23 protein-coding genes and 1 pseudogene are annotated in these 24,730 nt (G+C 59.2%); 20 read left to right on the top strand and 4 right to left on the bottom strand.

All coding sequences use genetic code 11. The features are described 5' to 3' along the window. Positions 1-35: 35 nt before the first annotated feature. Positions 36-1,178: an aminotransferase class V-fold PLP-dependent enzyme gene (locus HMI59_RS24555; RefSeq protein ID WP_193594503.1), complete on the bottom strand. Its 1,143-nt coding sequence runs from the start codon at positions 1,176-1,178 to the stop codon at positions 36-38. 474 nt (positions 1,179-1,652) lie between these two features. On the opposite strand from HMI59_RS24555, the gene HMI59_RS24550 reads away from it, so the two are divergent. The 4 genes from HMI59_RS24550 to HMI59_RS24535 all read left to right on the top strand — a co-directional run bounded on the left by HMI59_RS24550 (position 1,653) and on the right by HMI59_RS24535 (position 6,507). Continuing rightward, positions 1,653-2,885: an MFS transporter gene (locus tag HMI59_RS24550; RefSeq protein ID WP_255527697.1), complete on the top strand. Its 1,233-nt coding sequence runs from the start codon at positions 1,653-1,655 to the stop codon at positions 2,883-2,885. Positions 2,886-2,903: 18 nt separating this feature from the next. After that, positions 2,904-3,908: an Lrp/AsnC family transcriptional regulator gene (locus tag HMI59_RS24545; protein ID WP_193594501.1), complete on the top strand. Its 1,005-nt coding sequence runs from the start codon at positions 2,904-2,906 to the stop codon at positions 3,906-3,908. Positions 3,909-3,922: 14 nt separating this feature from the next. Then, positions 3,923-5,113: a dipeptidase gene (locus tag HMI59_RS24540; RefSeq protein ID WP_193594500.1), complete on the top strand. Its 1,191-nt coding sequence runs from the start codon at positions 3,923-3,925 to the stop codon at positions 5,111-5,113. Positions 5,114-5,274: 161 nt separating this feature from the next. After that, the gene (locus HMI59_RS24535; protein WP_193594499.1) at positions 5,275-6,507 is read left to right on the top strand and encodes an amidohydrolase; all 1,233 of its coding nucleotides are present in this window, start codon (positions 5,275-5,277) and stop codon (positions 6,505-6,507) included. Between the two features lie 537 nt (positions 6,508-7,044). Here HMI59_RS24535 and HMI59_RS24530 read toward each other — a convergent pair. After that, positions 7,045-7,806: a GntR family transcriptional regulator gene (locus HMI59_RS24530; RefSeq protein WP_193594498.1), complete on the bottom strand. Its 762-nt coding sequence runs from the start codon at positions 7,804-7,806 to the stop codon at positions 7,045-7,047. 473 nt (positions 7,807-8,279) lie between these two features. On the opposite strand from HMI59_RS24530, the gene HMI59_RS24525 reads away from it, so the two are divergent. The 14 genes from HMI59_RS24525 to HMI59_RS24460 all read left to right on the top strand — a co-directional run bounded on the left by HMI59_RS24525 (position 8,280) and on the right by HMI59_RS24460 (position 22,811). Then, on the top strand, positions 8,280-9,596 hold the full coding sequence (locus HMI59_RS24525) for an MFS transporter (RefSeq protein WP_193594497.1): 1,317 nt from the start codon (positions 8,280-8,282) through the stop codon (positions 9,594-9,596). 25 nt (positions 9,597-9,621) lie between these two features. Next, positions 9,622-11,031 carry an amidohydrolase family protein gene (locus tag HMI59_RS24520; protein ID WP_193594496.1) on the top strand — a complete coding sequence of 470 codons (1,410 nt, stop codon included), beginning with the start codon at positions 9,622-9,624 and terminating at the stop codon, positions 11,029-11,031. 52 nt (positions 11,032-11,083) lie between these two features. After that, on the top strand, positions 11,084-12,016 hold the full coding sequence (locus tag HMI59_RS24515) for an NAD(P)-dependent oxidoreductase (protein WP_193594495.1): 933 nt from the start codon (positions 11,084-11,086) through the stop codon (positions 12,014-12,016). Further along, positions 12,013-12,777: an SDR family NAD(P)-dependent oxidoreductase gene (locus HMI59_RS24510; protein WP_193594494.1), complete on the top strand. Its 765-nt coding sequence runs from the start codon at positions 12,013-12,015 to the stop codon at positions 12,775-12,777. Before HMI59_RS24515 ends, HMI59_RS24510 begins: the two co-directional genes overlap by 4 nt. Positions 12,778-12,871: 94 nt before the next feature. Further along, complete coding sequence (locus tag HMI59_RS24505) at positions 12,872-13,411, top strand: heme-binding protein (protein ID WP_193594493.1); 540 nt, start codon at positions 12,872-12,874, stop codon at positions 13,409-13,411. Positions 13,412-14,114: 703 nt separating this feature from the next. Next, entirely contained in the window at positions 14,115-14,879 is a 765-nt protein-coding gene (locus HMI59_RS24500; protein WP_193594492.1) for an IclR family transcriptional regulator, read from the top strand. A 13-nt stretch (positions 14,880-14,892) separates the two neighbouring features. Continuing rightward, a complete protein-coding gene (locus HMI59_RS24495) occupies positions 14,893-15,120 on the top strand; it encodes a hypothetical protein (RefSeq protein WP_193594491.1) in 228 nt (75 codons plus the stop codon). Positions 15,121-15,300: 180 nt separating this feature from the next. Beyond that, a complete protein-coding gene (locus tag HMI59_RS24490; protein WP_193594490.1) occupies positions 15,301-16,866 on the top strand; it encodes a Re/Si-specific NAD(P)(+) transhydrogenase subunit alpha in 1,566 nt (521 codons plus the stop codon). 1 nt (position 16,867) lies between these two features. Then, the gene (gene pntB, locus HMI59_RS24485) at positions 16,868-18,277 is read left to right on the top strand and encodes a Re/Si-specific NAD(P)(+) transhydrogenase subunit beta (protein ID WP_193594489.1); all 1,410 of its coding nucleotides are present in this window, start codon (positions 16,868-16,870) and stop codon (positions 18,275-18,277) included. A gap of 41 nt (positions 18,278-18,318) precedes the next feature. Beyond that, positions 18,319-19,053, top strand: a complete 735-nt coding sequence (locus HMI59_RS24480; RefSeq protein ID WP_193594488.1) for a GntR family transcriptional regulator — start codon at positions 18,319-18,321, stop codon at positions 19,051-19,053. A 544-nt stretch (positions 19,054-19,597) separates the two neighbouring features. Beyond that, positions 19,598-20,704, top strand: coding sequence for a site-specific integrase (locus HMI59_RS24475; RefSeq protein WP_193591322.1), 1,107 nt, complete (start codon positions 19,598-19,600; stop codon positions 20,702-20,704). After that, positions 20,701-21,036 (top strand): helix-turn-helix transcriptional regulator, encoded by a 336-nt coding sequence (locus tag HMI59_RS24470; protein WP_193593734.1) that lies wholly within the window; start codon positions 20,701-20,703, stop codon positions 21,034-21,036. Before HMI59_RS24475 ends, HMI59_RS24470 begins: the two co-directional genes overlap by 4 nt. Further along, positions 21,026-22,588 (top strand): recombinase XerD, encoded by a 1,563-nt coding sequence (locus HMI59_RS24465; protein ID WP_193591321.1) that lies wholly within the window; start codon positions 21,026-21,028, stop codon positions 22,586-22,588. The genes HMI59_RS24470 and HMI59_RS24465 overlap by 11 nt, the downstream gene beginning before the upstream one ends. Continuing rightward, on the top strand, positions 22,581-22,811 hold the full coding sequence (locus HMI59_RS24460) for a hypothetical protein (protein ID WP_193591320.1): 231 nt from the start codon (positions 22,581-22,583) through the stop codon (positions 22,809-22,811). Before HMI59_RS24465 ends, HMI59_RS24460 begins: the two co-directional genes overlap by 8 nt. A 79-nt stretch (positions 22,812-22,890) precedes the next feature. Here HMI59_RS24460 and HMI59_RS25875 read toward each other — a convergent pair whose 3' ends face one another. Beyond that, positions 22,891-23,166, bottom strand: a complete 276-nt coding sequence (locus HMI59_RS25875; protein WP_227471658.1) for a hypothetical protein — start codon at positions 23,164-23,166, stop codon at positions 22,891-22,893. Between the two features lie 90 nt (positions 23,167-23,256). Beyond that, positions 23,257-23,499, bottom strand: a pseudogene (locus HMI59_RS26165) (DUF4304 domain-containing protein); the annotation flags it as partial. Here HMI59_RS26165 and HMI59_RS24450 point away from each other — a divergent pair. Together HMI59_RS24450 and HMI59_RS24445 are read left to right on the top strand one after the other, a co-directional pair. Beyond that, positions 23,491-23,985 (top strand): hypothetical protein, encoded by a 495-nt coding sequence (locus HMI59_RS24450; protein ID WP_193591318.1) that lies wholly within the window; start codon positions 23,491-23,493, stop codon positions 23,983-23,985. The pseudogene HMI59_RS26165 and the gene HMI59_RS24450 overlap by 9 nt on opposite strands. Before the next feature lie 146 nt (positions 23,986-24,131). Continuing rightward, on the top strand, positions 24,132-24,725 hold the full coding sequence (locus HMI59_RS24445) for a hypothetical protein (protein ID WP_227471738.1): 594 nt from the start codon (positions 24,132-24,134) through the stop codon (positions 24,723-24,725). Positions 24,726-24,730: the final 5 nt, after the last annotated feature.

The following is a 24,730-nucleotide window of genomic DNA, read 5'->3' as shown; positions in this document are numbered from 1 at the left end:
CGTTGCGTGTCCGTCGCATGCCCGGGACCACGCCATTAAGCGGCCAAGGTTAGCGAGCTAAGGACACCTTCAAACTGCTCTATGTCTGCGCTGGTGTTGAAGTAGTGAGGTGAAAGACGAACACCGTATGCGCGCAGCGAACAGCGCACATTCGCGGCTATCAGATTCCTGTGAAGAGTGGCATCATCGCTGCATGAGACCATAAGGATGCCGGAATGATGGGCCTCGTCGTAGCTTGAACGGAACGACGACATGCCACGTTGAAGGCAGATTTCCTCAAGGCTGCGGGCTCGCTTAAGGACTATTCTTTCAACTTCTTCTGTACCTATTTCTAGAACAAGCGACGATGTGGCGGCAAGCCCCGCAATGCCTGGCACGATCTCCGTCCCTGATTCGAAGCGCCGCCCGTCGTCTGCGAGATCTGGTTCGTAGGTGAAACTGAATGGTTCCTTGACACTCATCCATCCCACGACAGAAGGATGAAGTACATTCATGGCCTTTTCGGAAAAGTGGGCGAACCCTATCCCCAACGGCCCATTCAGCCACTTGTGCGCGCTGACACAGAGGGCATCAATGCCCCACTCGTCCGCCCGCATATTTAGTGCGCCGACAGATTGTGTCCCGTCGACCACCAAGAGCGTGTTCCGTCGAGAGCATTCCGCCCCAAGGAACTGCAAGTCGTAGCGGTAACCCGAGGAGTATTGTACCGAGCTGACGGCAAGCGCTCTGGTGCGAGAGTCGACGGCACCGACCAGGGCTTTTTCGGCCGAGCGACCGTTTTGCATACGCACTCGGCGTACTTCAACACCTTTGCGGCGCAGGGCTAGCCAAGGGTAGGAGTTAGAAGGAAACTCTCCTTCCGAGAGGACTACGTTGTCTCCCTCAGTCCAGTCCAAACCGTTGATGACTAACGCTATGGCGGTGCTCGTGTTCTGGCTGAAGGCAACACGGTCCGCCGCACCTCCGATAAGGCGCGCTACCAAGACGCGGGTCTTGGCGATTTCGGTGCGCCATGCCTCGTTGGCCGCAATGCCAAGACGACAATGATCCTGGACAATTGCGCTAACTGCTTCGACGACGGGCTGAGACACTAGCCCAATAGCCGCTGAGTCGAAATATATCTGGCCCCGGGTACCGGGATAAATGTCGCGGAGGGCCGCTTCACTTGGTGCTGTCATGTCGGGATCCTTAGTGTGGGTCGTACATGGCTCGTTGATGTGAGATTGTTTGCCCTGGCCGATGGTGTTCGACGTGGCTGACTCCGTCCTCATCGTTGGCCTACGATTTCGCTGGCTTCTTTCAACGCTCAACGCCAACCTATACGACGCCTCCCTGCTCCTGTACTCACCTGCCGATCTGGCATGTCAGACCCAGAGAGTCAGAAAGCCTACCCCCGGCCCTGGAACGCGTCCGCGGCTATAGTCGCCTTCAGGTGCCTTGTGGAGATCGAGGCTATTTGCAAACGAGGGCATCTGCAAGAATCCTGCAACCGAGGACCTAGTCTCTATGGATGCATGCGGCTTACGGTGAGAACTACCTTACAAACTGCACCGGAGGCACCAATGAATGATCAAGGGATAACGTCTGTAGACGCCCCTCAAAAGCAGCCACACACAGCTACGGATCCGCATGCCTCAGGGCATCGTCGCGCGATCGTCGCTGGCTCGGTCGGCAATATGGTGGAATGGTTTGACTGGTCACTTTACGCAGTCCTTGCCCCCGTGTTCTCGACACAGATCTTCGGCGGCGGTGATGCGACTTCCGGTCTCCTTTTGACGTTCTCGGTCTTCGCCGTGGGGTTCTTTATGCGCCCCTTGGGCGGAGCGGTCCTTGGACTGTACGCGGACCGACACGGTCGCAAGGCCGGCATCACCCTCACCATCGCAATTATGTCGGTGTCTTCAGTTGTCATGGCATTGACCCCAACCTTCGCAGCCGTTGGCCTGTTAGCACCCATCATGCTGGTGCTTGCGCGTTTGGCGCAGGGCTTCGCTGCGGGCGGCGAGTTCGCTTCCTCGTCTGCCTTCATGGTCGAATCGGGAAGTTCCCGGCGGAGGACTCTCGCCGGCAGCTGGCAGCAGGTTTCGGTCATCGCCGGCATTGTCCTGGCAACAGCCACCGGTGCCTTGCTGACGACGCTTCTCCCAACGGATGCGATGCAGGGGTGGGGCTGGCGTCTTGCGTTCGGCATCGGCGCCGTGCTTGGGCTGGTTGGTGTTTGGCTCAGGTTGAGCGTTGGAGAAACCCAGGAATTCCTTGAGTCCCAAGACATTGCCAAGAAGACACGAATCGGGGCACAGATCCGCGAGGCATGGAGCCACTGGCGCGGGATCCTCATCGTGGTCGGCTTCAACATCCCCGGATGCCTGGCCTTCTACCTGTTTGTCAGCTACATGCCCTCCTATTCCGTCAAGACCGCAGGAATCCCCCTTAGCACTGCCCTTTGGGCCAACGCCATCGCCTTGGTGTTTGCCATGTGCCTGATCCCGGTGTTCGGCATCCTTGCCGACCGCGTTGGTCGCTCCAAGCTTGTGGCCGCATTCGGGACTGCCCTGTTGATTCTGCCGTGGCCGGCGTTCCAACTGGCTGGATCCTCCTCATTTGCCGCCATACTTATCGCCGATATTCTCGGGCTCACCGTCGTGGCTCTCTACTCGAGCATTCTTGCGGCCGTACTTTCAGATGCCTTCCCGGCGCACGTCCGTACGACGGCGATCGGCACCTCATATTCACTGATTGTCGCGATCTTCGGCGGAACGGTTCCCTTGGTGGCCACGTGGGCCCAGTCGCAGGGCCTCGGCGGTCTGCTTTGGCTCTATCCAGCCATTTCATCGCTCGCGGCGCTGGCTGTCATTCCCTTGGTCCGGCGGCAACGGCAGTTCTGACAAAGAGTGGAAACTGCCATGTCTCCTAACGCTACCCCGCTCAGCACGGATCTTGACCGCAAGATCCTCGCCTGCCTGGCTTTGGACGCGAGAGCCAGCTGGGCTCAAATAAGCTCCTCCCTCGGAGTCGCAGAGAGCACCGTCTCCCGTCACTTTCAGAGACTCGAAGAACAGGGTTACATCCACATCACAGGAATGCTTGATCCGCAGCGCTGCGGACTGGGCAATTCCTACTGGATCTTCCTTCGGGCATTACCTGGCAAAGCCGCAGCGCTCTCTCTGGACTTGGCAAAGCATCCCGAGACTCGACTTGTCGTCCGACTGTCCGGTGGGTACGACGTATTGACGGAGGTGGTCGTCCCTGACCGCGAGGAGCTAGTCACATTCCTGGACTCTCCACCGCTTCGTGGCCAAATCAGCGAGGCAAGCAGCATCGCTGTGATGCGTAACTTCAAAGCGGGTTGGGAATGGGCAGCAGACCTCCTCACACCGCGGGAACTCCATCTCATGCGTCCAATCCGGCCGCTACCAGCCGACGCGAGAGGTACCGTCGATCTGGATCAGCTCGACTTGGAGCTTCTAACCATTCTGGCCCACGACGGGCGGGCAACGAACGTCTCACTCGCAAGCCGGGTCCACGTTGACGAAACTACAGTGAGCCGCCGCATTAACCGCATGCGCCGCCTGGGGGCAGTTGTCTTCAGCCCCCAGCTTGATCCCAGGTCATTGGGCTTTGGCGTCGAAGCCTTCGTGAGACTGTCGGTTTCACCGGCCGAGATCACATCAACAGCCCGTACCCTGGCCGGCCTGCACGCCGTCCGATACGTATCCGTCACTACAGGCGACGCCGATCTCTTCTGCGAAATAGTCGTCACATCCATCGACGAGTACTACAGCTTCATTACCAACACACTGTCAGGGATCCCAGGAGTACAGAGCAGTGCCTCCTCACTTTCCCTGCAAACCCTCAAACGCGCTTCACATCCATGGCTTAAAGAGAACGCCACAAGCGAAAGCCTTTAGAAAGGACTCGAAAGATGAAAACGGCTACCTTCCAAAAATCCTTCCCCTGGAAGACCGAGGGCAAGGAATATCCCAGTTTCGAACTGGCCCCGCAATTTGGACGTGTTCCCGAATACTCTTGGGATCTCTCCGACATGCAGCGGCAACGGGTCCAGCGGCTACTCCGGGAAGAAATCGTGGTCAGCCTGCATGACCACCCACATGAATACCCGGCTGACATGTCCGACCTGATCCCATACGTCCGGTCCGCGCATACCCGAACCGGATACGAAGGGCTACGTGCCTCAGGCATGACCGCAGTCTTTGACAACCTACTTGATGGCTACGGCTGCGTGTGCAGCTCAGCCGGCTGGAAGTGGGAGGAACTCATTATGGATCTCGGCATGCGGCTCTGCGATTTCAGCAAGCAGGACTACGTTACTGTCGCCCGCAATACCTCCGACATTCGGGCGGCCCATGAACAGGGTGGACTAGCAATCGTCCTTTCCTTGGAGGCTTCGACCGCCATTGAAAACGAAGTTGACCGGATCGACATGCTCTACGGATTCGGTGTCCGTCAGATGGGTTTGGTCTATAGCGAATCGAACAACCTCGGATCAGGCCTCAGGGAACGCGGCGATGGTGGCCTGAGCCGATTCGGTGAACGGTGCGTCAAACGTATGAATGACCTTGGAATGGTCATCGACATCTCGCACTCCAGCGATCGGACATGTCTGGACGCCATACGCCTCTCAACGGACCCCCTGCTGATCACCCACGCCGGCGCTCGTGGTGTCTGGCCTACCCGCCGCATGAAGCCGGACGAGGTGCTGACCGCCTGTGCAGAACGCGGGGGAGTGCTGGGCATCGAGGCAGCCCCGCACACTACCGTCTCACGGGCACACCCCAAACACTCGTTGGAGTCTGTCATGGATCACTTCACCTACTGCGTTGATCTCATGGGCATCGAGCATGTTTCGTTCGGTCCAGACACCCTGTATGGCGACCACGTCGGGCTTCATCACGCCTTTGACCTGGGCGTCCACGAGGATATGGCAACATGGCCGGACTTCGAACCGGTTGATTATGTCGCTGGATTGGAGAACCCAACGGAGAACTTCTTCAACATCATCGCGTGGCTGGTTACGCATGACTACAGCGACGCCGAAATTCGGATGGTAATTGGCGGTAACACCATGCGTGTTCTCGACCAAGTCTGGGGCTAGTCGCATCTAACCCGGCCTCGTCTGCGAACATGCTCGCAGACGAGGCCGGATCCCCTAGTTTCGGTTGGTTCTCTACAAACGACCCCGTCGCGCGCTGATCTGGCCCACGTGACTCCATCTACCCCTCCACGTGCATGAGCCCTCTATAAGGACCACAAATAATGACAAACTCAACGACCGCCACCGCTCAGGAGCTCGACAGCGAACAGACCACCAAGCTCCATGCCCTGTACCGGTCCCTCCATGCCCACCCCGAGCTGTCCATGCAGGAACACGCCACGGCAGCGCTCATCGAGCAGGAACTGGAACGCCTGGGCATCGAGCATTTCCGCTGCGGTGGCACGGGAGTGGTGGGCATCCTGCGCAACGGCGACGGTCCTGTGGTTGCGTTCCGCGCCGATACTGACGGACTACCCATCGAGGAGGCCACCGGACTGGAGTATGCCAGCACGGATAAGGGCATGCTGGAGGGCTCCGAGGTTCCCGTGATGCACGGCTGTGGCCACGACACCCATGTGGCGAGCCTGCTGGGAGCCGCCGAAATCCTCGTCGGAAACCGGGGCATGTGGGCCGGTACTCTAGTGCTGATCTTCCAGCCCGGCGAGGAGACCGCGGCAGGTGCGCTGGCCATGCTCGACGACGGGCTATGGGACAAGGCGCCGAGACCCGAGGTGGTGTTCGGGCAGCACATTACGCCTCGGCCTGTTGGAACGATTTTGGTCTCCAGCGGACCCGCTGCAGCCATGGCCGATTCGCTTAGGGTCACCGTGCGCGGGCAGCAGTCCCATGGGTCGCAGCCGCAGGATTCCGTAGATCCCATCGTCATGGGAGCCCACATGGTCACGCGGCTGCAAACCATAGTGTCCCGCGAGCTTGACCCCCGGAAGTCCGCCGTCGTGACGGTAGGCACCTTTCACGCCGGACTCAAGGAGAACATCATCCCGGCCTCGGCCGAGTTCACGCTCAACATCCGTACCTTCGACGAGGACGTTCGTGGCCAGGTCCTCGCGGCCGTTCACCGCATCATTGAAGCTGAAGCTGCCGCGTCCGGCGCTCCCGCCCCGCAGATCGAGGAGCTGTATCGCTTTCCGCAGTGCTACAACGAACCCGACGCCGTTCCTTCAGTTCTTGAGGCACTGCGCGGTGCGTTCGGGGCTGAGTCAGTAGAAGTGACCCCGCCGATGATGGGGAGCGAGGACTTCGGTCACCTGGGTACGGCCATCGGCGTGCCCTCCGTGTACTGGTTATTCGGTGGTCTCTCGCGACCCACTCTTGAAGGGGCCGCCCCTGTCCCCAGTATCCACTCGCCGCTTTTCGCCCCCGAGTTGGAAGGCTCACTGGCCGGCGGAGTCACGGCCGCCGTCGCCGTCCTGTTCTCCCGGCTCGGCAGATGAGGACACACGTCGCTGGCTGGCCCGTTAGGCGATGGCTCTCCTGACGTTCACCACAAAACGAGAAACAGACCACAACACAGCTTTGTAGGGAGACGGTCATGAATAGGTTGCTCACGTGCTGGAGGCGCCATCGGACCCAGTCGCATGCTTCTGTCTCATGCAACAACTGCCATCACCAGGTTCCATCACGAACGATGTACGAGTGGGCGTGGTTTGCCTCAATGGTCGGAGGCAGCCCCGATATTTGGCAATGCGGCGAAGCGGAACTGGGCTGCAGCCCTTGCGCCTGCACCAGTTCAGAGCACTTGCGGGCCTTTAATAATTAGGAAGAACGTTCGGTCTTTCCGCGCCATCGTTTGGCCGAGGCCGGTGGCGGCAAATCGTTCCAGCCTGTTCTGTCTCGATCGACGTGCCAGTCCCGAACGGCCGCTAGGCAGCACTCTCGCCGCCGTCGTCCGGCGGCAGTGCTGAGTTCCACGCCGACCGACCGCATCGAACCAAGCCCGTCATCGCCCCCGGCGGTGACGGGCTTGGTTTTCAGGGCCTCATCAGACTTCCCAAATCCACGCTGGGGGCGGGGCGGCGCGCGGATTGAAGAATGGCGTTATGCACTCTTTCCAGATGTGCGCGCATCAAGTTAGCAGCTTGGACGCCATCTGGGGCTCTCAGTGCCGCCGTAATATCAACATGTTCTTCGATCGGGCAAGCAGATTCGGGTGGAACCGCAAACTTCGCTAAGGCAAGAGAAGTCAGAGCTGTTAGTTCGACGAGATACTTCACGCAAAAAGCGTTGCCGCTGGCCTGTGCCAGGGTTACGTGAAATGAGCCCGACAAAGCCACGGCGGCATCGAGATCACCAGCCTGCCGCAGCTCGATCTGTTCAGTGGCGATACGGCTCAGCTCTTGAAGCACTGACTGATCGACACGGCCAGCAATACGTCCCGAAATGTCACTTTCGATTGCTACTCGAGCATCACGTACCTGTTCGACTTGTGCTTCCGACGGGCTGGCGACAAATGCCCCACGTTTAGGGAAATAGTCCACCAGCCCGTCGGAGGCCAACCGGATGAGTGCCCGGCGCACTGTCTCTCGGTTTGTCCCGAACAATTCGCAGAGCTTGACTTCAGCGAGTTTTGTCCCGGGCGCGATCCTGTTGCGCAGAACGGAATCACGAATACGTTGGTAGATCTCATCACCGGGCAGGTCCTGCTGGGTCCTTCCGCTGGCAGTTTCCCCACCGGCGGACTCCAGTACATAGGTTGATCCCAGCGGAAGACTCTGGCTCATAAGTTTTGGCATGACGCCTCCATGTAAGTGTGTGCCTTGGCAGAGATTGCCCGCCGCCCAGAGCGCAGAATCTCCGGACAGTACCCGGGCATACCGCACAAAGGAAGTAGCGACATCGACCCAACTCCTTCAACGCTAGCTCACCATCGACCCGCAAGAGCCGCCCACAAGGCCGACCATCCGGTCATATTCTTCTTGTGAACAAGATATCTCTTTTTTGTTGACAAGAATAGATCCGGGTGCCAATGTGAAGTGCACAACACTTGAAACCCCGGCAGCCAGTTAGCCCTGCACATGCCGGACACACCATCACCTTCCGCGTCCGAACCGTCACAACGGTCACCGTTTACACGCCCAAATGGACAGGACCCAAAGGAGCGACTCCCGTCCAGCCGGACGCAATGAGACGCGAACACACGGAAAACGATGGGCCATAGGGATCCCTCAGCGGATCCAACACCATTCGTATCGCTTGGAGGATTAAAATGCCGAGAGAAACAACCGTCGAAGACACCGAGGTCCGGTCCAGTCCCGGCGATCAACCTCGTTCACGCACTTTGGCATATGTCTGCGTCATCTGTGGGCTTGCCTGGGTCATGTCGGTGTACGACTTCACCCTCTTTGGAACCCTGCTTCCTGCAATCGCAGAGGACTTCGGCTGGAGTGCAGCCGAAGCGACGATGTTTAACACAGTCTGCCAAATTGGAATCTTCTTCGTTTCACTGGTTCCCGGCTACCTGATAGACCGCGTTGGGCGTAAGAAATCCCTGATCATCATGATGGTCGGTGGCGCCTTGGTCGCTGGATTCACCGGTGCTGCCACGGGCGTGCTCAGCCTTCTGGTAATCCGCGCCCTATCGGGCCTGTCTCTCGCTGAGGAAGTTGTAAATGCCGTCTACCTGAGCGAAATGCTGGAGAAGGTAAAGCGCCGTGGGTTGATCTACAGCCTGGTACAAAGCGGTTGGCCCATTGGAGCGCTTCTTGGTGCCGGCATCTGCGCACTCACCCTTCCCCTTGTCGGATGGCGGTGGTCGTTCGTCATCGCTGGGGTTGCCACCTTGCTGATCGTCCCCTTCGCCCTCAAACTGCCCGTTTCCCGGCGTGATGAAAAGACTGCCAAGGTCGCAGCGGCGCTAAAGGCAACGCCACGGGAAAAGAAGAGCCTTGCACAGGAATTCCGCATCCTCTTCTCACCCAGCCTGCGCAAGCACACCCTGGCCATGTGTGGCGCATGGTTGTTCAACTGGTTCGGCAACCAGGTGTTTACCGTATTGGGAACGACGGTGCTGCTTGAGGCCAAAGGAATACCGCTGGAACGAGGCCTTATCATCCTCGTTGTCTCCAACGTCGTCGCATTCATCGGCTACCTCTGCCATGGCTGGCTGGGGGACCGGGTCGGGCGTCGTAACACAATCGTACGCAGCTGGATGATTGCGGCAGCTCTCAGCGTCGTCCTGATGCTGGGACCGAGCAACGAGCTGTTCGTCTTCGTTATATACTCCCTGTTCCTGTTCTTCCAGCTCGGCCCGTATGCCGCCCTCCTGTTCTACATGGGCGAGTCCTTCCCGGAAGAAGCCAGGGGCAGCGGAGCAAACCTCGCCCACGCACTTGCCCCGATCGGCAGCATTTTCGGCTCGGGCATCCTGGCCGTTCTGCTCGGCATGGGCGTCTCAATGTCCTGGTCAGCGATCTTCGCTGGATCGATATTCCTTGCGATATCGGCTTTCTGCATGCGATTCGGTGTCGACGATCGCAAACTGCGGGACCGCTCAACAACACAGCCCGTTGCCGCGAAACACTAGTTGAGTCCATCAAAAGGAACCGAAAATGTCACATGAATCCGAACACATCGTGGACCTCATCGTTACAGGCGGAACAGTCGTCAACGCCTCCCACCGTCAAGAGGCGACCATCGTCGTAAACAAGGGCAAGGTCGAAGCCTTGCTGGCGCCGGGCGCATCCGTTCCAACGGCACGGCGCACCCTTGATGTCGACGGACGGCTGCTTCTTCCCGGCGGGGTTGACCCACACTGCCACATCGGTGAAATCGTGGGAGAACACGCTGGCCAGGACGATTACGAAAGTGCCACGATTGCGGCGTTGCATGGAGGGACAACCACAGTCGTCAACTTCGCAATCCCTGAAGCCGAAAATGAGTCCCCGCTCGACTGCGCCCAGCGTCGCCTGGGCGAGGGTGCCACAGCAAGAATCGACCACGCGTTGCACGGCGGTCTTGTGAAATGGGAACCGGGGTTGTCGGACCAGATTGCCGGGCTCGCAGAGCTTGGAATCCGCACCATCAAGATGTTCACTACGTACCGCGGTGAGCGTATGGTCGAACCTGAGACCATACTCGAAGTCCTGAGGAGCCTTCACCGTCAAGGGGGCATGGGGTACGTACATGCTGAGGCCGATCATGTCATCGAGGATGCACTGGCCCTCAGCGCGGAGGCCGGCCGGATCGACGCATCGCATTTACCAGAAACAAGGCCTGCCTTGGCAGAAAACGCTGCCGTCGCACAGGTTCTGGCGACTGCCCGTCATCTCTCAGCGCCGGTGTATTTCGTTCACCAGTCCACCCCCGAGGCGGTGTCGCAGGTGCGGGCAGCGCGACGGGAAGGCCTGCGTGCCTACACCGAAACGTGCCCTCACTACCTCCTCCTTGATGATTCTGTTTACGAAAAACCCGGTGCAGAAGGATTCGTGTGCTGTCCACCGCTGCGTAGCGATGAAACACGCAAGGATTTGGTCACCGCCGCACTTGTAGGTGATGTGGACACCATCGGCTCAGACCACTGCTGCTTTACCCTGGAACAGAAATCGACCTCTCGACATGACGTCAGGCACATGCCGAACGGCCTTCCGGGAGTCGAAACCAGGATTCCCGCCGCCTTCACAGCCTTGGTCGTTAATGCCGGAGTCTCCCTTGAGCGGTTCGTGGCGCTCACTTCAACGAATGCCGCGCGGCTTAACGGTTTGAACGGCAAGGGGTGGATAGGCCCCGGCGCTGATGCCGACTTCTATTCCATCGATCCTGAGGCATGCCGCACCACCGACGCCGCTGAACTGCACATGGCTACTGACTACACCCCATACCAAGGACTGACTCTCTTCGGCTGGCCGGTTGAGGTCGTCTCCGGCGGCCGGGTTGTCATCGATCAAAACGGTTTTCATGATCCCGGTCCGGTTGGGCGCTTCCTTGCAACGCATCCCCTCGACGATGCGTTGCTCACCTGAGCGGTCCTACCCAAGTCCTTCCGCCCAATTTTCGATTTAAGGATCTCCAACATTGAATGCGAACACAGACCCACGCACGGACGCCGTTCTGGTAACCGGAGCATCCGGCCTCCTTGGAAGCGTCGTCGCTGCACGCTTGCGCGAACGGGGAACCAAGGTCATTGCCACCGACGTCACGCCCAAAACTAACGATGTGATTGCCTGCGACGCATCGGATGCAACGGCTGTTGAGACAATAGTTGCCCAGGAAAATGTCACCGATATTATTCATTGCGGCGCGATTTCCGGGCCAATGGTTTCTCGGGACGCACCACGTACCATCGTCGACATCAACATCGGCGGAATCACGAACATCCTGGAAGCAGCCCGGGTTCATCGGCTGCGACGTGTTGTATTTTGCTCATCTTTGACGGTATACGGCAATACGGCTGAAGGCCCGGTGCCCGAAACAACGCAAACTTCGCCTACGAGTGTCTATGCTGCTTCGAAAGTTGCCGGCGAAGCCCTGATAAGCTCCTACGCCGCCCAACATGGCGTCGACGGTATCGCTCTGCGGATTGGTACCGTCTACGGGCCAGGCCGCCGTACGGCTTGCTTCGTCCGGACAATGATCCAGAACGCAGCAGCAGGTCAGCCCACTGTACTGCCGTTCGGTAGGGACTTCCCCAGGCAGTACCTCTACGTCGACGACGCTGCCGAAGCCATCATCTGCGCCTTGGATGCTAAGTCCCCGCAACACCGCGTCTTCAACGTCACGGGCAATTCGTACCTGACGATGGCCGAGGTCGCAGAGGTGGCGGCTACAGTCATTCCCGGTATCGACGTCCATCTGGAAGACGGACCTGACCCGGACGACTCAGACCGACAAGGGCCGCTTAGCCCAGAGCGGGCCAAAGATGAACTTGGGTATGAGGCTAGGTGGTCCTTGGCTGACGGCCTGAAGGCCTACGCCACCAAACTTGCCGAGGACACGGTGTCGGTATGACCAGTCAGCCATTCGATCTGACCGGGAGAACTGCTCTCGTGACGGGAGGAAGTCGAGGGATCGGCGCAGCAATCGTCGAGATCCTTGCCCGGCATGGGGCAACAGTAGCCTTCTGCCACCACGACGACGATCATGCCGCAGCCGCGTTGACGGATTCACTGAGCTTGGAGGGTTACTCCGTCGCCTCGCGGACCTGCGACGTTTCGATCGAGAAGGAGGTTGATGATCTGGCCGAATGGACCAGTCAGACCGTGGGTCACGTAGACATCGTAGTGAATTCGGCCGGGGTGGGCGGAGGCGACCGGCCTTTCTCCGCTGTCGATCCCGTCGAATGGGACCGTGTAATCGGAGTCAACCTACGCGGCAGCTATCTCGTGACGCGGGCCTTCTACGAACCCATGGTGGAGAAGGGTTGGGGCAGAGTTATCAACATTGCCTCACAACTCGCTTACAAGGGTGCTACCGGCCTCGCACACTACTGTGCCTCCAAAGCAGGTGTCGTTGGTTTCACCAAGGCGCTTGCTCTGGAAGGGGCACCGCATGGAGTTTTGGTCAACACGATTGCCCCTGGTCCGGTGGACACCGCTCTTCTGCGTGGACATAGTGAACTCTGGCTGGAAAACAAACGGTCTTCCCTTCCTCTCGGCCGAGTCGGAGAGGTTGATGAAATTGCGCCCACGGCCTTGCTGCTCGCATCCGATGCAGGAAGTTTTTACGTCGGCCAGACTTTGTCCCCCAACGGGGGAGACGTCCTTCTCTGAATTGTCCCCCCTTTAAAACATGACCAAGCTTCGACCCATGCCCGTACTGGAGGGCGGGATGAAGTCATGCCGGCCTTATGAATGGAGTCCCCTGATGAAAACGCATCGCACCGTGCCTGTGGTGACATATGAAACTGCTGCCGAAGCTGTCGCTGTGGGCATCAGGGAAGCCGAACGCCGCGGGGTGAAGGCTGTGGTTACCGTCGTGGATCCAGGCCTTTTGCCACTCGCCTTGGGTAGAGCTGACGGTTCACCGCCACACAGTCTTGAGACCAGCCGACGCAAGGCCATGATCGCAGCGTCCATGCGCAGGCCCACTGCCACGATTCCCCCGGAGCTGATTATTCCGCTCGAACACGGCTCCGGGGGACTCATAACCAGCATTCAGGGTGGCGTGCCGCTTACGTTCGATGGGTCGTGTGTAGCTGGACTTGGCGTTGCAGGAGGAACGCCAGAGCAAGACGCCGGAATCGCACGAGCAATCCTAATCGCCATCGGCGCGGACGACGTCTCCGAATCAACGAACTACGAAGGGGGCACTGTCTCTAAACGGCACATAGCCGACGTGCTGGCCGATCCCACCCATGAGGAGGATGAGGCGGGTGTCTTCGGTTCGACTCGATATAACCGCTGATCTAACGGCGCTTCAAAAGCAGGCTCTGGCCCGGGACATGGGAGAAGTGGTGTCCCGCGTTGCCGGTATCGACGTTTGCAAGGTTACTGTCTCCGTCTTGGTGCACCCCTTAGGATCGTTGTGGCAATGCCAAGCCTGGGAACCCGTGCCGGCAACCCTTCTAACGTGTGCCATCGCAGGCGCAAGAGATCACGCGGTACGAAAAGAATTGGCCGATAGTCTTACCGCGATCATTGCGACCCGAACCCAGCTGCCCAGGGAAGCAATCGCAGTTGAGTTCGGGCAGGCTGACTTGCCCACCCGACGCCCACGACAGTGGACAAAACATTCGCCCAGTGTGAGGAGGGTTGGATCGGGCCCTTCACGCGGATCCGCTTGGGAGGCCTTCGTCGCCAACACTATCGGCAGGCTGTCTACGGCCCTGAGGCTTTCCCGGAGTTCATCCGCGCCCGTTACGACGGACGCAACGGCTTCGGTGGAGTCTCACCCAATGACGCCAGGGCACACCATCACCACAGGGCCGTGGGAAGGCCTGCATCTCAAGAGGAAGCAGTGGGAGCTCTACAGCCCAGAGATCGAGATTAACCCGTCGTAATCCGGCGAACGGGAATCTCGGTCCACCACAGAAGACCACAAAAGCCACCTGTACAGCCTCTGGCAGAGCGGCCCCAACAACTGGAAAGAATTGATCGAGAGGACCGGAATGGGACACGTACAATCCGTCGAACGGGCTTTCCGCATGTTGGAAAGCATCGTCGAGTCAGGCGGAACCGCGACCCTGACCCAAATGGCCGCAGGCCTTGGTATCAGCATGGCGGGAACTCATCGGCTGATACGAACTCTCGTGAAACTCGGCTATGCGCGGCAATTAACGAACCGAAGCTACGGTCTGGGACCCGGTCTCATCAGGCTCGGCGAATCTGCAGTTGAGCAGCAACTCTTAGCCATGCAGCCTGCTTTGGCAGCAGCCGTACATCAGCTCGAGGAGACAGCGACCCTGGCAATCCTTGACGGGGAGTCGGTGGTTCATACCCTTCAAGTTCAATCAAGCCGTGGGCTCCGTTCGACGGTGCAACTTAGCAGTCCCGAGCCGGCTCATTCGTCAGCAGCGGGAAAAGTACTTCTGTCTCAGCTCACTGACGACGAAATCACAAGAGCACTAACGGCAGCCGGAACGGAACCTCAGTCAGAGCACGTCAAGAATGAAACACTCGCCGATATCAGAAACATTCAGCTACTCGGCTACATCGTCGATGACGGGCAAGAACAGGGACTACGGCACTGCGCCGTACCGGTGCCCGGCACAGGAAGGCCACTGGCCATCTCTGTCGCTGGCCCCACTGACCGTCTCGGTGGTGGTTCACGGAGCCATGTCACTGCCGTGCTCAAGCGTGCAGCGCAAGAGATGGCTACGTTGTTCCAGCCAGTTCCCGTCCCGGCTCGATCTACCAAAGCACTCACTGCCTGACGGAGACACGAACATGAAAACCTCAAGCAACTTACGCCTGAGTTCGAATTGGAACGAACTGATAGGGCAAAACGTCGAAGTTTGGCTCGCCGGGCAACAAATCGCTGACGGTATCGTCGACACCGCAGCGCCCGATAGCTCAGTGCTTTGGCTCGCGAGCCGCGCCAACACCAACAGAAAGCTTTATGACAGGGCAACGGGCTACGAAGTCTGGGTGGACTCTGGCGAATCCATGTCGTAGCGGTTGGGCATGTTACATGACCTAGGTAGCTACTTTCAGAACCGCTCGCGGGCGGCTGAATACGGCCGACAACTGTTGGTAAAAGCCGTGATCTGGTATCGGCACGCTCAACCAAGCACACCGGGCTTGGAACGCCAGAACGATAAGCCAATAAGACAAATCTATGGAGAAAGCGCACACATGCATGTAGGAATTCCCGCTGAAACCGCAGCGGGCGAAACAAGGGTTGCGGCGACCCCCACCACTGTAAGGCAACTGATCAGCCTCGGATATGAGGTTCGTATCGAGGCCGGAGCAGGGCGGCTCGCCGATTTCATGGACGACGCGTACACCGACGCCGGCGCGTATGTCGCCGACCCGGGAACGGTGTGGCAATCCGACGTTGTCTTGAAGGTCAACAAACCCAACGCAGACGAGATCGCAAAATTGGAGAAGGGCTCGACCCTGATTGCTCCCCTCTCCCCGGCCTTGGACCCAGAGCTCATCAAGTCCCTGGCGACCGCGCCCCAAGGACCGATCACAGCACTTGCGTTGGATGCCGTCCCCCGGATATCCAGGGCTCAATCCATGGACGTCTTATCGAGCATGGCAAATATCGCCGGCTACCGCGCGGTTATCGAGGCAGCACACGAATTCGGTAGGTTCTTTACCGGACAAGTGACTGCAGCCGGCAAAATCCCACCGGCCAAGGTGCTCGTGGCCGGTGCAGGGGTCGCCGGCCTCGCCGCCATTGGAGCAGCAGGCTCGCTGGGAGCAGTCGTCCGGGCCACCGACCCCCGCCCGGAAGTAGCAGACCAGGTCAAGTCGTTGGGCGGCGAATACCTTCCGGTCGTGGTGCCGACGGAGAAGCGCGAAGTGTCCTCAGACGGGTACGCAAAGGCGACATCGGAAGAATACGACAAGGCAGCGTCCCGCCTTTACGCGGATCAGGCAGCAGAATCCGACATCATCATTACAACAGCACTCATCCCAGGCCGCCCCGCGCCTCGACTACTCACAGCAGATGACGTAGCGTCCATGAAACCGGGTTCGGTCATAGTCGACATGGCCGCTTCGCAGGGCGGAAACGTGGCGGGATCTGTCGCCGGAGAAAAGGTCGTTACGGCCAATGGCGTCACCATCATCGGCTATACCGACCTTCCCGCCCGTCTTCCGGCGCAATCGTCACAGCTGCTGGCCACCAATCTGGTCAACCTGCTTAAACTGCTCACTCCAGCCAAAGATGGGCAGCTGACCCTTGACCTAGAGGACGTCGTCGTACGTTCGATCGCGGTTGTCAACGCTGGCAAAATTATGTGGCCTCCGCCTCCCGTACACGTCTCGGCAGCCGCTGTGAGTCAAACTGCAACGAAGGCAACGAGTGATCACGAACGGGACGCAGCATCGCTGAAGAGCCCTCATCCCATGTCCAAATGGGCGCCCCCAGTGTTAGGGGCCGTAGCCTTACTTGTCCTGACCGCCCTCGCCCCCGCGCCGCTCCCTCAACACCTCACTGTGCTGGCCCTATCGGTCGTAGTCGGGTTCTACATCATCGGAAAAGTCGCCCACGCCCTTCACACTCCGCTCATGTCCGTAACCAATGCCATCTCGGGGATCGTCATCCTGGGGGCCGTGTTGCAGGGCAGCAGCGACAACTTCATCGTGAGGGTTCTCGCGTACGCCGCTGTGCTTCTCGCGTCGATCAATATTTTCGGCGGATTCGCCGTGACGCGCAGGATGCTGCGCATGTTCCGGAAGGGCGCATAAGATGACCACCGCCAACATTGCCACAGGCGCGTACCTTGTCGCGGCGCTCCTTTTCATCCTCAGCCTCGCCGGTCTATCGAAACACGAAAGCGCCCGCAGGGGAGTGGTTTTCGGCATTTTCGGTATGACTATCGCCGTCGCGGCAACACTCTCCTTGACTACACGTTCAGCCACTGATCTTGCTGTGGTCTTCATCATCATCCCGATCGTCATCGGCGCGGGAATCGGCCTTTGGCGCGCCAAGGTTGTTGAGATGACCGGGATGCCCGAACTTATCGCACTTTTGCACTCCTTCGTTGGTCTCGCCGCCGTGCTAGTGGGCTGGAACGGATTCATACAGACCAACGCTCGGCCCGTAGCGCACACAAGCGAAGCCACCACGCTTTTGCAGATTCATCATGCGGAAGTTTTTATCGGTGTCTTCATCGGTGCCGTAACCTTTACCGGCTCGATCGTGGCCTACCTCAAACTCTCCGGCAAGATGAATTCCAAACCCTTGATGCTCCCGGGCAAGAACATTCTGAATTTAAGCGCGTTAGTAGTCTTCGCCGGGCTCACGGCTTGGTTCGTAATCGAACCTCAGATGTGGCTGCTGGTGAGCGTCACCGTCGTTGCCCTGGCCCTGGGGTGGCACTTGGTCGCTTCCATCGGCGGCGGTGACATGCCTGTAGTCGTCTCCATGCTCAACTCGTATTCAGGATGGGCTGCCGCGGCATCAGGCTTCCTTCTCTCCAACGACCTTCTGATTATCACAGGTGCATTGGTTGGTTCCTCTGGCGCATACCTCTCCTACATCATGTGCAAGGCGATGAATCGCTCCTTCATCTCTGTTATTGCCGGGGGATTCGGCGTCACGACAAAGGCCAACACGGACGAGGATCTCGGCGACCATCGCGAGGTTGCTGTACACGATGTAGCCGAACGGCTTACCAACGCTTCGTCGGTAGTCATTACCCCGGGCTACGGCATGGCAGTAGCCCAGGCGCAATACCCGGTAGCTGAGCTTGTTCGGAAACTGCGTGAAAGAAACATCAACGTACGCTTTGGCATCCATCCGGTCGCCGGACGGCTTCCTGGCCACATGAATGTACTGCTGGCAGAGGCCAAAGTACCCTATGACGTTGTTCTGGAAATGGATGAAATCAACGACGACCTGGCTGAGACGGACGTTGTTCTGGTCATTGGGGCCAACGACACGGTCAATCCTGCTGCAGCAGAAGACCCGGCCAGCCCGATTGCTGGCATGCCCGTTCTGCGGGTTTGGGAAGCGAATGAGGTCATTGTCTTCAAACGGTCCATGGCCACAGGATATGCCGGAGTCCAAAACCCGCTGTTCTTCAGGGAAAACTCGAGAATGCTCTTCGGCGACGCCAAAGACAACGTCGTAGAAATCGTGAACTCCCTGAGTTGAGAGACAAGACGACGAGGACGGCGGAGGGTACAGAAGGCAGCGTGCCCTCCGCCTTGCTCGGATCTCTGGGCGGCCAACAACTGCCCGATGACGAGCTGCTAGAACTGTGGAAGCCCCTCAGAGCGGATGAAACGATGGCCAACAGGCAACGTCAGGACACCAGCAAACCAGTGGCGGATCAGATCTACACGACTCTCAGGGACATGATCATCGGCGGTCTACTGGAGCCGGGAATGCGCATCAGACAACGGGAACTGGCAACGAAACTGAATGTTTCACGCATACCCCTACGGGAAGCGCTGCCGCGTCTTGAGGCCGAAGGCCTGATAACAACAACCCCACGTCGGGGCGCGGTCGTGGCCCAGCTGACCGAGCAGGACGCCCGTGAGCTGTTTGAAGTCCGGGCCGCCCTCGACGCGATGGCCGCCCGGCTAGCCGCGGCCAAGTGTGCCACCGAGCAGACCGCACAGAATCTCGAAGATGCCCTGGAAAAAACAGAGGAAGCAACTGACGCCGGTGACGTAGACCGCATAGCCGCCGCCCACATGAACCTTCACGAACAAATCTTGGCCTTGGCGGACAGCACATTGCTGGCAAAGCTGACGGCCCAGATAGCTGGACGCGTGAAGTTGGTATCCCTCGACACTGGGATCGCCGATCCAAAACAACTGCACTACGAGCACATATCCATATGCAATGCAATCCGCCGGGGTCAGGTTGAACTGGCCGGCGCTCTCTTATCTGCCCACGACCCACGCTGCCGGACAAATTCCTAGCGAGTGGAATCGCGCCTCAATAACTCAATCGGCAAGGTTGAGTGTCACGTTCAGTGCGAAGTCGCCATCAAGAATGGTTCGACCGCGGCACTTGGGCTTGGTATCAGGCCCTCTCCTCAAGACATGACGGGAACAGTACAGCCAGCAGACTGGGTTCAGGGACCCTGACAACTTGGATGCGAGAACTGACATGTGGAATGAGAACGCACATTTAGTGCGCGTTTCTCTCGTCTAATGACAGCATCGACCGAACGCCGATAATTGTGATTATGTAAACCAATAGTCTGCGTATCTCATCAGATGAATCAATACGTCCGATCCCCTGTCCCTGCCTGGGCCTGCCGCATCGGCCCGTAGTTCCGCGGAATCTGGGCGCTCAGTTGGCCTTGAACGGAGATTCTTCTGGTGGCCTGGCGTGATGCTTTGCGCGTGGATGACGACACAAGAAGCGCCTCTGACCTGCTGTTTTGCCTTGATGATGCATTTGATGAATCATTGATTCAAGTTTTGAGCATGTTTTCTCGGGCGATTTTGGAGGCGAATAATGGCGGTCGATGGTTCCGGGCGTGTGCTGCAGCTGAGTGCTGTTCGCCTGTTGCATCCAGAGGAGCAGACGCTCGAGGACATGTTCACCGGGTGGCGCAACCAGCAGCTCTCCAGGAACCTGCAGTTCGACACGATCGATAAGGGCATCGCCTGCGTCAAGAGGTTCGTGAACCATGTGAACGAGTTTCCGTGGAACTGGGGGCCGGAGCATGTCGAGGAGTATTTCGGTGACCTGCGCTCGATCTACCAGTTGAAGCAGTCCACTATCCGCGGTTACCAGTCCTCCCTTCGCCGGTTCTGCTCCTACGTCTCCAATCCCGACTACGGCTGGGACCGAGTCTGCGAGGAACGTTTCGGCACCCACCCGTCCCAGGTTTTCTTCGACTGGAACACCGCATCCCACACCCAGGAGTACGAAGGCCGGCCCTCGAAGAGGCCGTTCACCAGGGCTGAGCTGCAACGGCTGTTTGACCACGCGGATGACCAGGTTGAACTCATCGCGGCCTCCGGCAAGAAGGGCTGGCAAGCAGCCTACAGAGACTCCGTGATGCTGAAAGTCACGTACTCCTACGGACTCCGGTTCAACGAGCTCCGCCACCTGCAAACGGTCGATTTCGCGACCAACCCGCAAGCACGAAGGTTCGGGAAAACAGGAATCTGCAAAGTCCGTTTCGGCAAGTCCCTCAAAGGCTCCCCCTACAAATCCCGCAGCGTCCTGACCGTGTTCGACTGGACCTCCGGCATCATCGACGACTGGCTCGCCAACGGCCGCGGAACCCTCGACACCCTCGACCTGTTTCCCAGTGAGCGGGGCGGGGTGATCTGCGAATCGACCCTGCTGCGCCGCCTGCGGCGCTACCTGAAAGAACTGGGCATGCCCATGGACGGCCTGGACCTTCACTCGCTCAGACGCTCCTATGCGACGCACCTGCTCGAGGATGGGTGGGATTCTAGATTCGTGCAATATCAAATGGGCCACGAACACGCCTCCACCACCGGGATCTACCAATTCGTCAGCGACGACTTCCGCAACACCGCCCTCCGGGCAGCCCTGGACGGCACCATGAACGACGTCCTCGGCACGCAGATGCGAGGCCAATGGTGAAACGCGAAGTCGAATACAGATGGCGGCTCGCCGAGCTCATGGCAGCACGGGGACTGCACAACACCACCGACCTCATCCCCCTGCTCGCCGAACGCGGCATCACCTTGTCACGACCCCAGGTCTATCGACTGGTCAACCAGAAACCCGAACGCGTCGCCTTACAAGTCATCGCAGCGATCTGCGACATCTTCTCCTGCGGACCCGAGGACCTCATCACCGTCACAGCCGCGGACATCCGCGCCCGCAAAACAGGCACCAACTCCCCCAACGTCGTCGACCTGAACCGCACCGTCCGCCCACGCCGGGCCCGCATCATCAACGATGACAACTGACCAACCCACGGGCCTGACTGCCCGCAACACCACCCGCGGCAGGCCACGCACCACCGGCACCGCCACCTGCGCCCGCTGCAGCCGCAGCGCCGGACGAACACGCGCCACCTGGCCCGAAGGAAAAATCTGCGGCCCCTGCTTCACCACTGCAACACGCACCCACGGGACCTGCCCCGACTGCGGCCAACACCGGCTCCTGCCCGGCCCACCCGAACCCAACGGCGGCCCACGATGCGCACCCTGCGCCGGAATCACCCACGACTTCCACTGCACCCGCTGCAACCACGAAGGCGAGTTCTACCGAACGGGCATCTGCGCCCGCTGCGCCCTCCGCGACGACCTCACCCAACTACTCCCCACAAACCCCACTGAACCTTCAACAGCAACCCGGCTCATCGAGGTCCTCTGCCAAGCCCAGCGCCCCGAAAGCATCATCACCTGGAAACGCTCCGCCACAGTCCAAGCCCTCCTGAGATCACTCGCCAACGGGACAACACCCCTGACCCACGAAGGCCTCGATACCTACGCCAAAACCGCCGAACGAGCAACAAACCACCTACGCGCCCTGCTCGTCCACCACGAACTGCTCCCCTACCAAGACCCCTACGTGGCCCGGTTCGAAACCTGGATCAAAGCCAAACTCGACCCCCTGCCCGAGGAGGTCGCCAAACCAGTCGAGCACTTCGCGACCTGGCACCACCTCCGACGCATCCGGACCACCACAACACCGGAAAAGAACGCCCGCGGCCCGGTGCACTCGGCCAAACAAGAGATCACCGAAACCACCAAATTCCTCCTCTGGCTCTGGGAAACGCACCAACGAACAGCAGCGACCTGCACCCAGCAAGACATCGACGCCTGGCTCGCCGCCGGACCCACGACCAGAAAACAGATCCGCACGTTCATCATCTTCATCAAGAACACCGGCACCAACCACCGCGTCAACATGGGCTACTACACCGCGAAAACACGACCCACAATCACCCAGGACCAGCGCCTCGCCTGGCTGCGGGAACTCCTCACCGGCACCAGCGAATCCCTGCCCTACCGCGTCGCCGGCGCCCTCTTGCTTCTCTACGCCCAACCGCTCGTGAAAGTCGCCCAACTCCGGACCGACGCCATAGAGACCAACTACACCACCGGCAACATGAGAATCAGCTTGGGCCTGCACCCAGTGCCCGTCCCAACACCCGTAGCAGACCTCATCCAACAGCACCTGGCAGACCGGCCCAACCTCAGAACCGGATCAAACACCCAAAGCCCCTGGCTCTTCCCAGGCACCCGCGCAGGTCAACACCTTCACCCCAATACCATCATGGACAGGCTACGCAGCCTCGGCATCGACCTGCGCGGGGCACGAAACACCGCCCTCGATGAACTCCTCACCATCACACCACCACCGCTGGTCGCCGACGCACTCGGCTACAGCCACCAAGTAGCCTTCATTCACGCCGACAACGCCGGCGACGCATGGACCCGCTACGTCAACCGGCGGACAAACCACACTCCAGAAAAGCTGAAAGACACCAAACGAAAGGACCAGAATGGGTAAGCGTAAACCGGCCGCGTGGGGCATCGTCGTGCGCCTGGACACGGGCGAGACGTTCTATTACTACCTGCATCCCGACCGGCCCGGCGACGAATGGACCCCCAGAGAAAACCAGGCACTACGGTTCAACTCCGAAGAAGAAGCCCAATCCCGATGCCGCACCTTCGTGACAAACAGGAAAGCAAAGGAATACTACGTCGTGCCGCTGCCCCTGCTGAGGGTCTAGGCCTCTGGCACCACGGCTCTCGCCGATAATCGGATTGTGGACGACCACGATTTCTGGTTGCCATGAATCCCGCCGTGTCCTAGCGCTGGGGCAGCTCATATCCTCGGCGGCTAAGTTCTTCCCGCACGGGAACGAAAGCGAACTGGGGCTTGGCAGAAAGCAGCGGAACCAGATCGACCACAGACGGGGTACTGTCCATAAAGTCTGCGACCGGGTTGATGACAACCTCAGTGAGCTGTTTGAGGAACGAATCCTCGGGGATCCGGCTACCCATTTCAGCGTCGAGCAGGATGGTTCCCGGAAGGTCCCGTGCAACCAAGCCATCAGGTCGAGCAAAATCGATCGTCGGAATCACGTCTGTTTCTTCGGCTCGAAGGCTCAGAAGGCAGAAATTTTCTGAACGGAACTCCCCACTAGGGACCGATGAGTCCCAACCCAGGTTCAGATAGAAGTCTCCGCTCCCCCACCGGGACTTTTGAAGATTAACCACCTGATACTCACCGGCCGACGTCGTCCGGAACCAGTTCCGACCCCGCTTACGGAAACCACGCAACTTGAAAGCGCCAGCGAAGGCCGACTCGACCAATTTCGTTCTATCCACACGGGATATTCTCCAGCATGGAGACGTCCGCACTGACGAATGTATCGACGCAGTCGTGCCCTCTGCGAAACTCGTCCTATGACGCATAGAAACGATCTCCGCGTGCTTGCCATCCGGGAAGCCCTTTACGAGGAAATTGTGGGCGCCGACGTGTTGATTGCAACAGCTCTAAACGCTCTGTTGGATGGCGTAGATTCTCCATCGCTGCCGCTCCTAGCTGGCCTTACGCGACGGGAGGAAGGCGACGCGCATGATCTATTCAACGCAGTCGTAAACGAGTTGAACATTGCGCCGCCGACGCCCGCGAAGACGACGCCCGAACGCTGGAACTTGGTCAGATGGCTGTGCCAGGCGCTGGTAGACGGGGAACTAAAGCCCGAGTATGCGGGTCGCCTCATCTGGTGGGAAGGATGGGACGAACTCGGATATCCCGAATCACTCAGACCACTCGTCGGCCAAGTGAGCGAGTGGGACGATTGGACACCATCTTGGACCATTGACCGACACCAAATAGGTCAGCTGATTGTCGACGAAGCAAAGAAGCTCCTCGACGGGCCCTGGCCACCGAAGTAGCCGAACGGTTCACCTCACAACGAGGAATACGTCCACATCCAATCCGCAGGGACGCCACTAAAGTTGTCATTACGATCCATCTTGTAAACTTTGGTTGCGCACTGACATACTGTTCACAGTATCAATGGAAGCCGGCGAAAGGAAGCATGATGGGCTGGTTCACTGAGGGCAGCGACCACGAAGGCTACGTTGTGTGTGTCTTCGCCGACGGCATGTACGGGGCCGGCGGGAAACACATGCAAATCAGCCTCATGACGCCAGGCGGAAAAAGCATCTGGGAAGACGACGCCGACCCGGACAGCGTGGCATGGCGGCCACCGTCGCAGGTCGTCGGCTGGAAGGTCGCCTGCAGCTGCGAACCGCACGGGAAACACGTCATCCTGGACCAACTATGGACCCGGGTCTGGGATCCAGCCGACGAAGACCTCGCCCAGCACCGCCTCTACGCCGGGGACCCCTCCAGCGACGACGCTGCCTACGTCAGCGACCGCGAAGACCTGGAACCCCTGTTCATCGAGCAATGGCACTTGCACATCGCCCCCGACCTGTACCTTCACACCATCAGCGCCTTGGGCGACCAACTCAAGAAGCTCGAAAGCCAGCTCGACGAAGCCGTGGCCGCGGCCCGTGCCGAGGGCCTCTCCTGGGACAAGATCGGCAGGGCGTTTGGGATCACTCGCCAGGGAGCGCGAAAGCGCTGGGACACACGTACGACCGTCGAAGAGAACACCCACTCCTAAAGGGC

This window comes from Paenarthrobacter sp. YJN-5 (assembly GCF_015040095.1).
GTDB lineage: Bacteria > Actinomycetota > Actinomycetes > Actinomycetales > Micrococcaceae > Arthrobacter > Arthrobacter ureafaciens.
The sequence above is the reverse complement of the archived record's forward strand: the minus strand, read 5'-3'. Positions and strand labels throughout refer to the sequence as shown.

Coding starts and splice junctions, on each gene's coding strand:
- HMI59_RS24555 (WP_193594503.1), bottom strand. CDS start 1,178: ATGACAGCACCAAGTGAAGCGGCCCTCCGCGACATTTATCCCGGTACC.
- HMI59_RS24545 (WP_193594501.1), top strand. CDS start 2,904: ATGTCTCCTAACGCTACCCCGCTCAGCACGGATCTTGACCGCAAGATC.
- HMI59_RS24540 (WP_193594500.1), top strand. CDS start 3,923: ATGAAAACGGCTACCTTCCAAAAATCCTTCCCCTGGAAGACCGAGGGC.
- HMI59_RS24535 (WP_193594499.1), top strand. CDS start 5,275: ATGACAAACTCAACGACCGCCACCGCTCAGGAGCTCGACAGCGAACAG.
- HMI59_RS24530 (WP_193594498.1), bottom strand. CDS start 7,806: ATGCCAAAACTTATGAGCCAGAGTCTTCCGCTGGGATCAACCTATGTA.
- HMI59_RS24525 (WP_193594497.1), top strand. CDS start 8,280: ATGCCGAGAGAAACAACCGTCGAAGACACCGAGGTCCGGTCCAGTCCC.
- HMI59_RS24520 (WP_193594496.1), top strand. CDS start 9,622: ATGTCACATGAATCCGAACACATCGTGGACCTCATCGTTACAGGCGGA.
- HMI59_RS24510 (WP_193594494.1), top strand. CDS start 12,013: ATGACCAGTCAGCCATTCGATCTGACCGGGAGAACTGCTCTCGTGACG.
- HMI59_RS24505 (WP_193594493.1), top strand. CDS start 12,872: ATGAAAACGCATCGCACCGTGCCTGTGGTGACATATGAAACTGCTGCC.
- HMI59_RS24500 (WP_193594492.1), top strand. CDS start 14,115: ATGGGACACGTACAATCCGTCGAACGGGCTTTCCGCATGTTGGAAAGC.
- HMI59_RS24495 (WP_193594491.1), top strand. CDS start 14,893: ATGAAAACCTCAAGCAACTTACGCCTGAGTTCGAATTGGAACGAACTG.
- HMI59_RS24490 (WP_193594490.1), top strand. CDS start 15,301: ATGCATGTAGGAATTCCCGCTGAAACCGCAGCGGGCGAAACAAGGGTT.
- pntB (WP_193594489.1), top strand. CDS start 16,868: ATGACCACCGCCAACATTGCCACAGGCGCGTACCTTGTCGCGGCGCTC.
- HMI59_RS24475 (WP_193591322.1), top strand. CDS start 19,598: ATGGCGGTCGATGGTTCCGGGCGTGTGCTGCAGCTGAGTGCTGTTCGC.
- HMI59_RS24465 (WP_193591321.1), top strand. CDS start 21,026: ATGACAACTGACCAACCCACGGGCCTGACTGCCCGCAACACCACCCGC.
- HMI59_RS24460 (WP_193591320.1), top strand. CDS start 22,581: ATGGGTAAGCGTAAACCGGCCGCGTGGGGCATCGTCGTGCGCCTGGAC.
- HMI59_RS24450 (WP_193591318.1), top strand. CDS start 23,491: ATGACGCATAGAAACGATCTCCGCGTGCTTGCCATCCGGGAAGCCCTT.
- HMI59_RS24445 (WP_227471738.1), top strand. CDS start 24,132: ATGATGGGCTGGTTCACTGAGGGCAGCGACCACGAAGGCTACGTTGTG.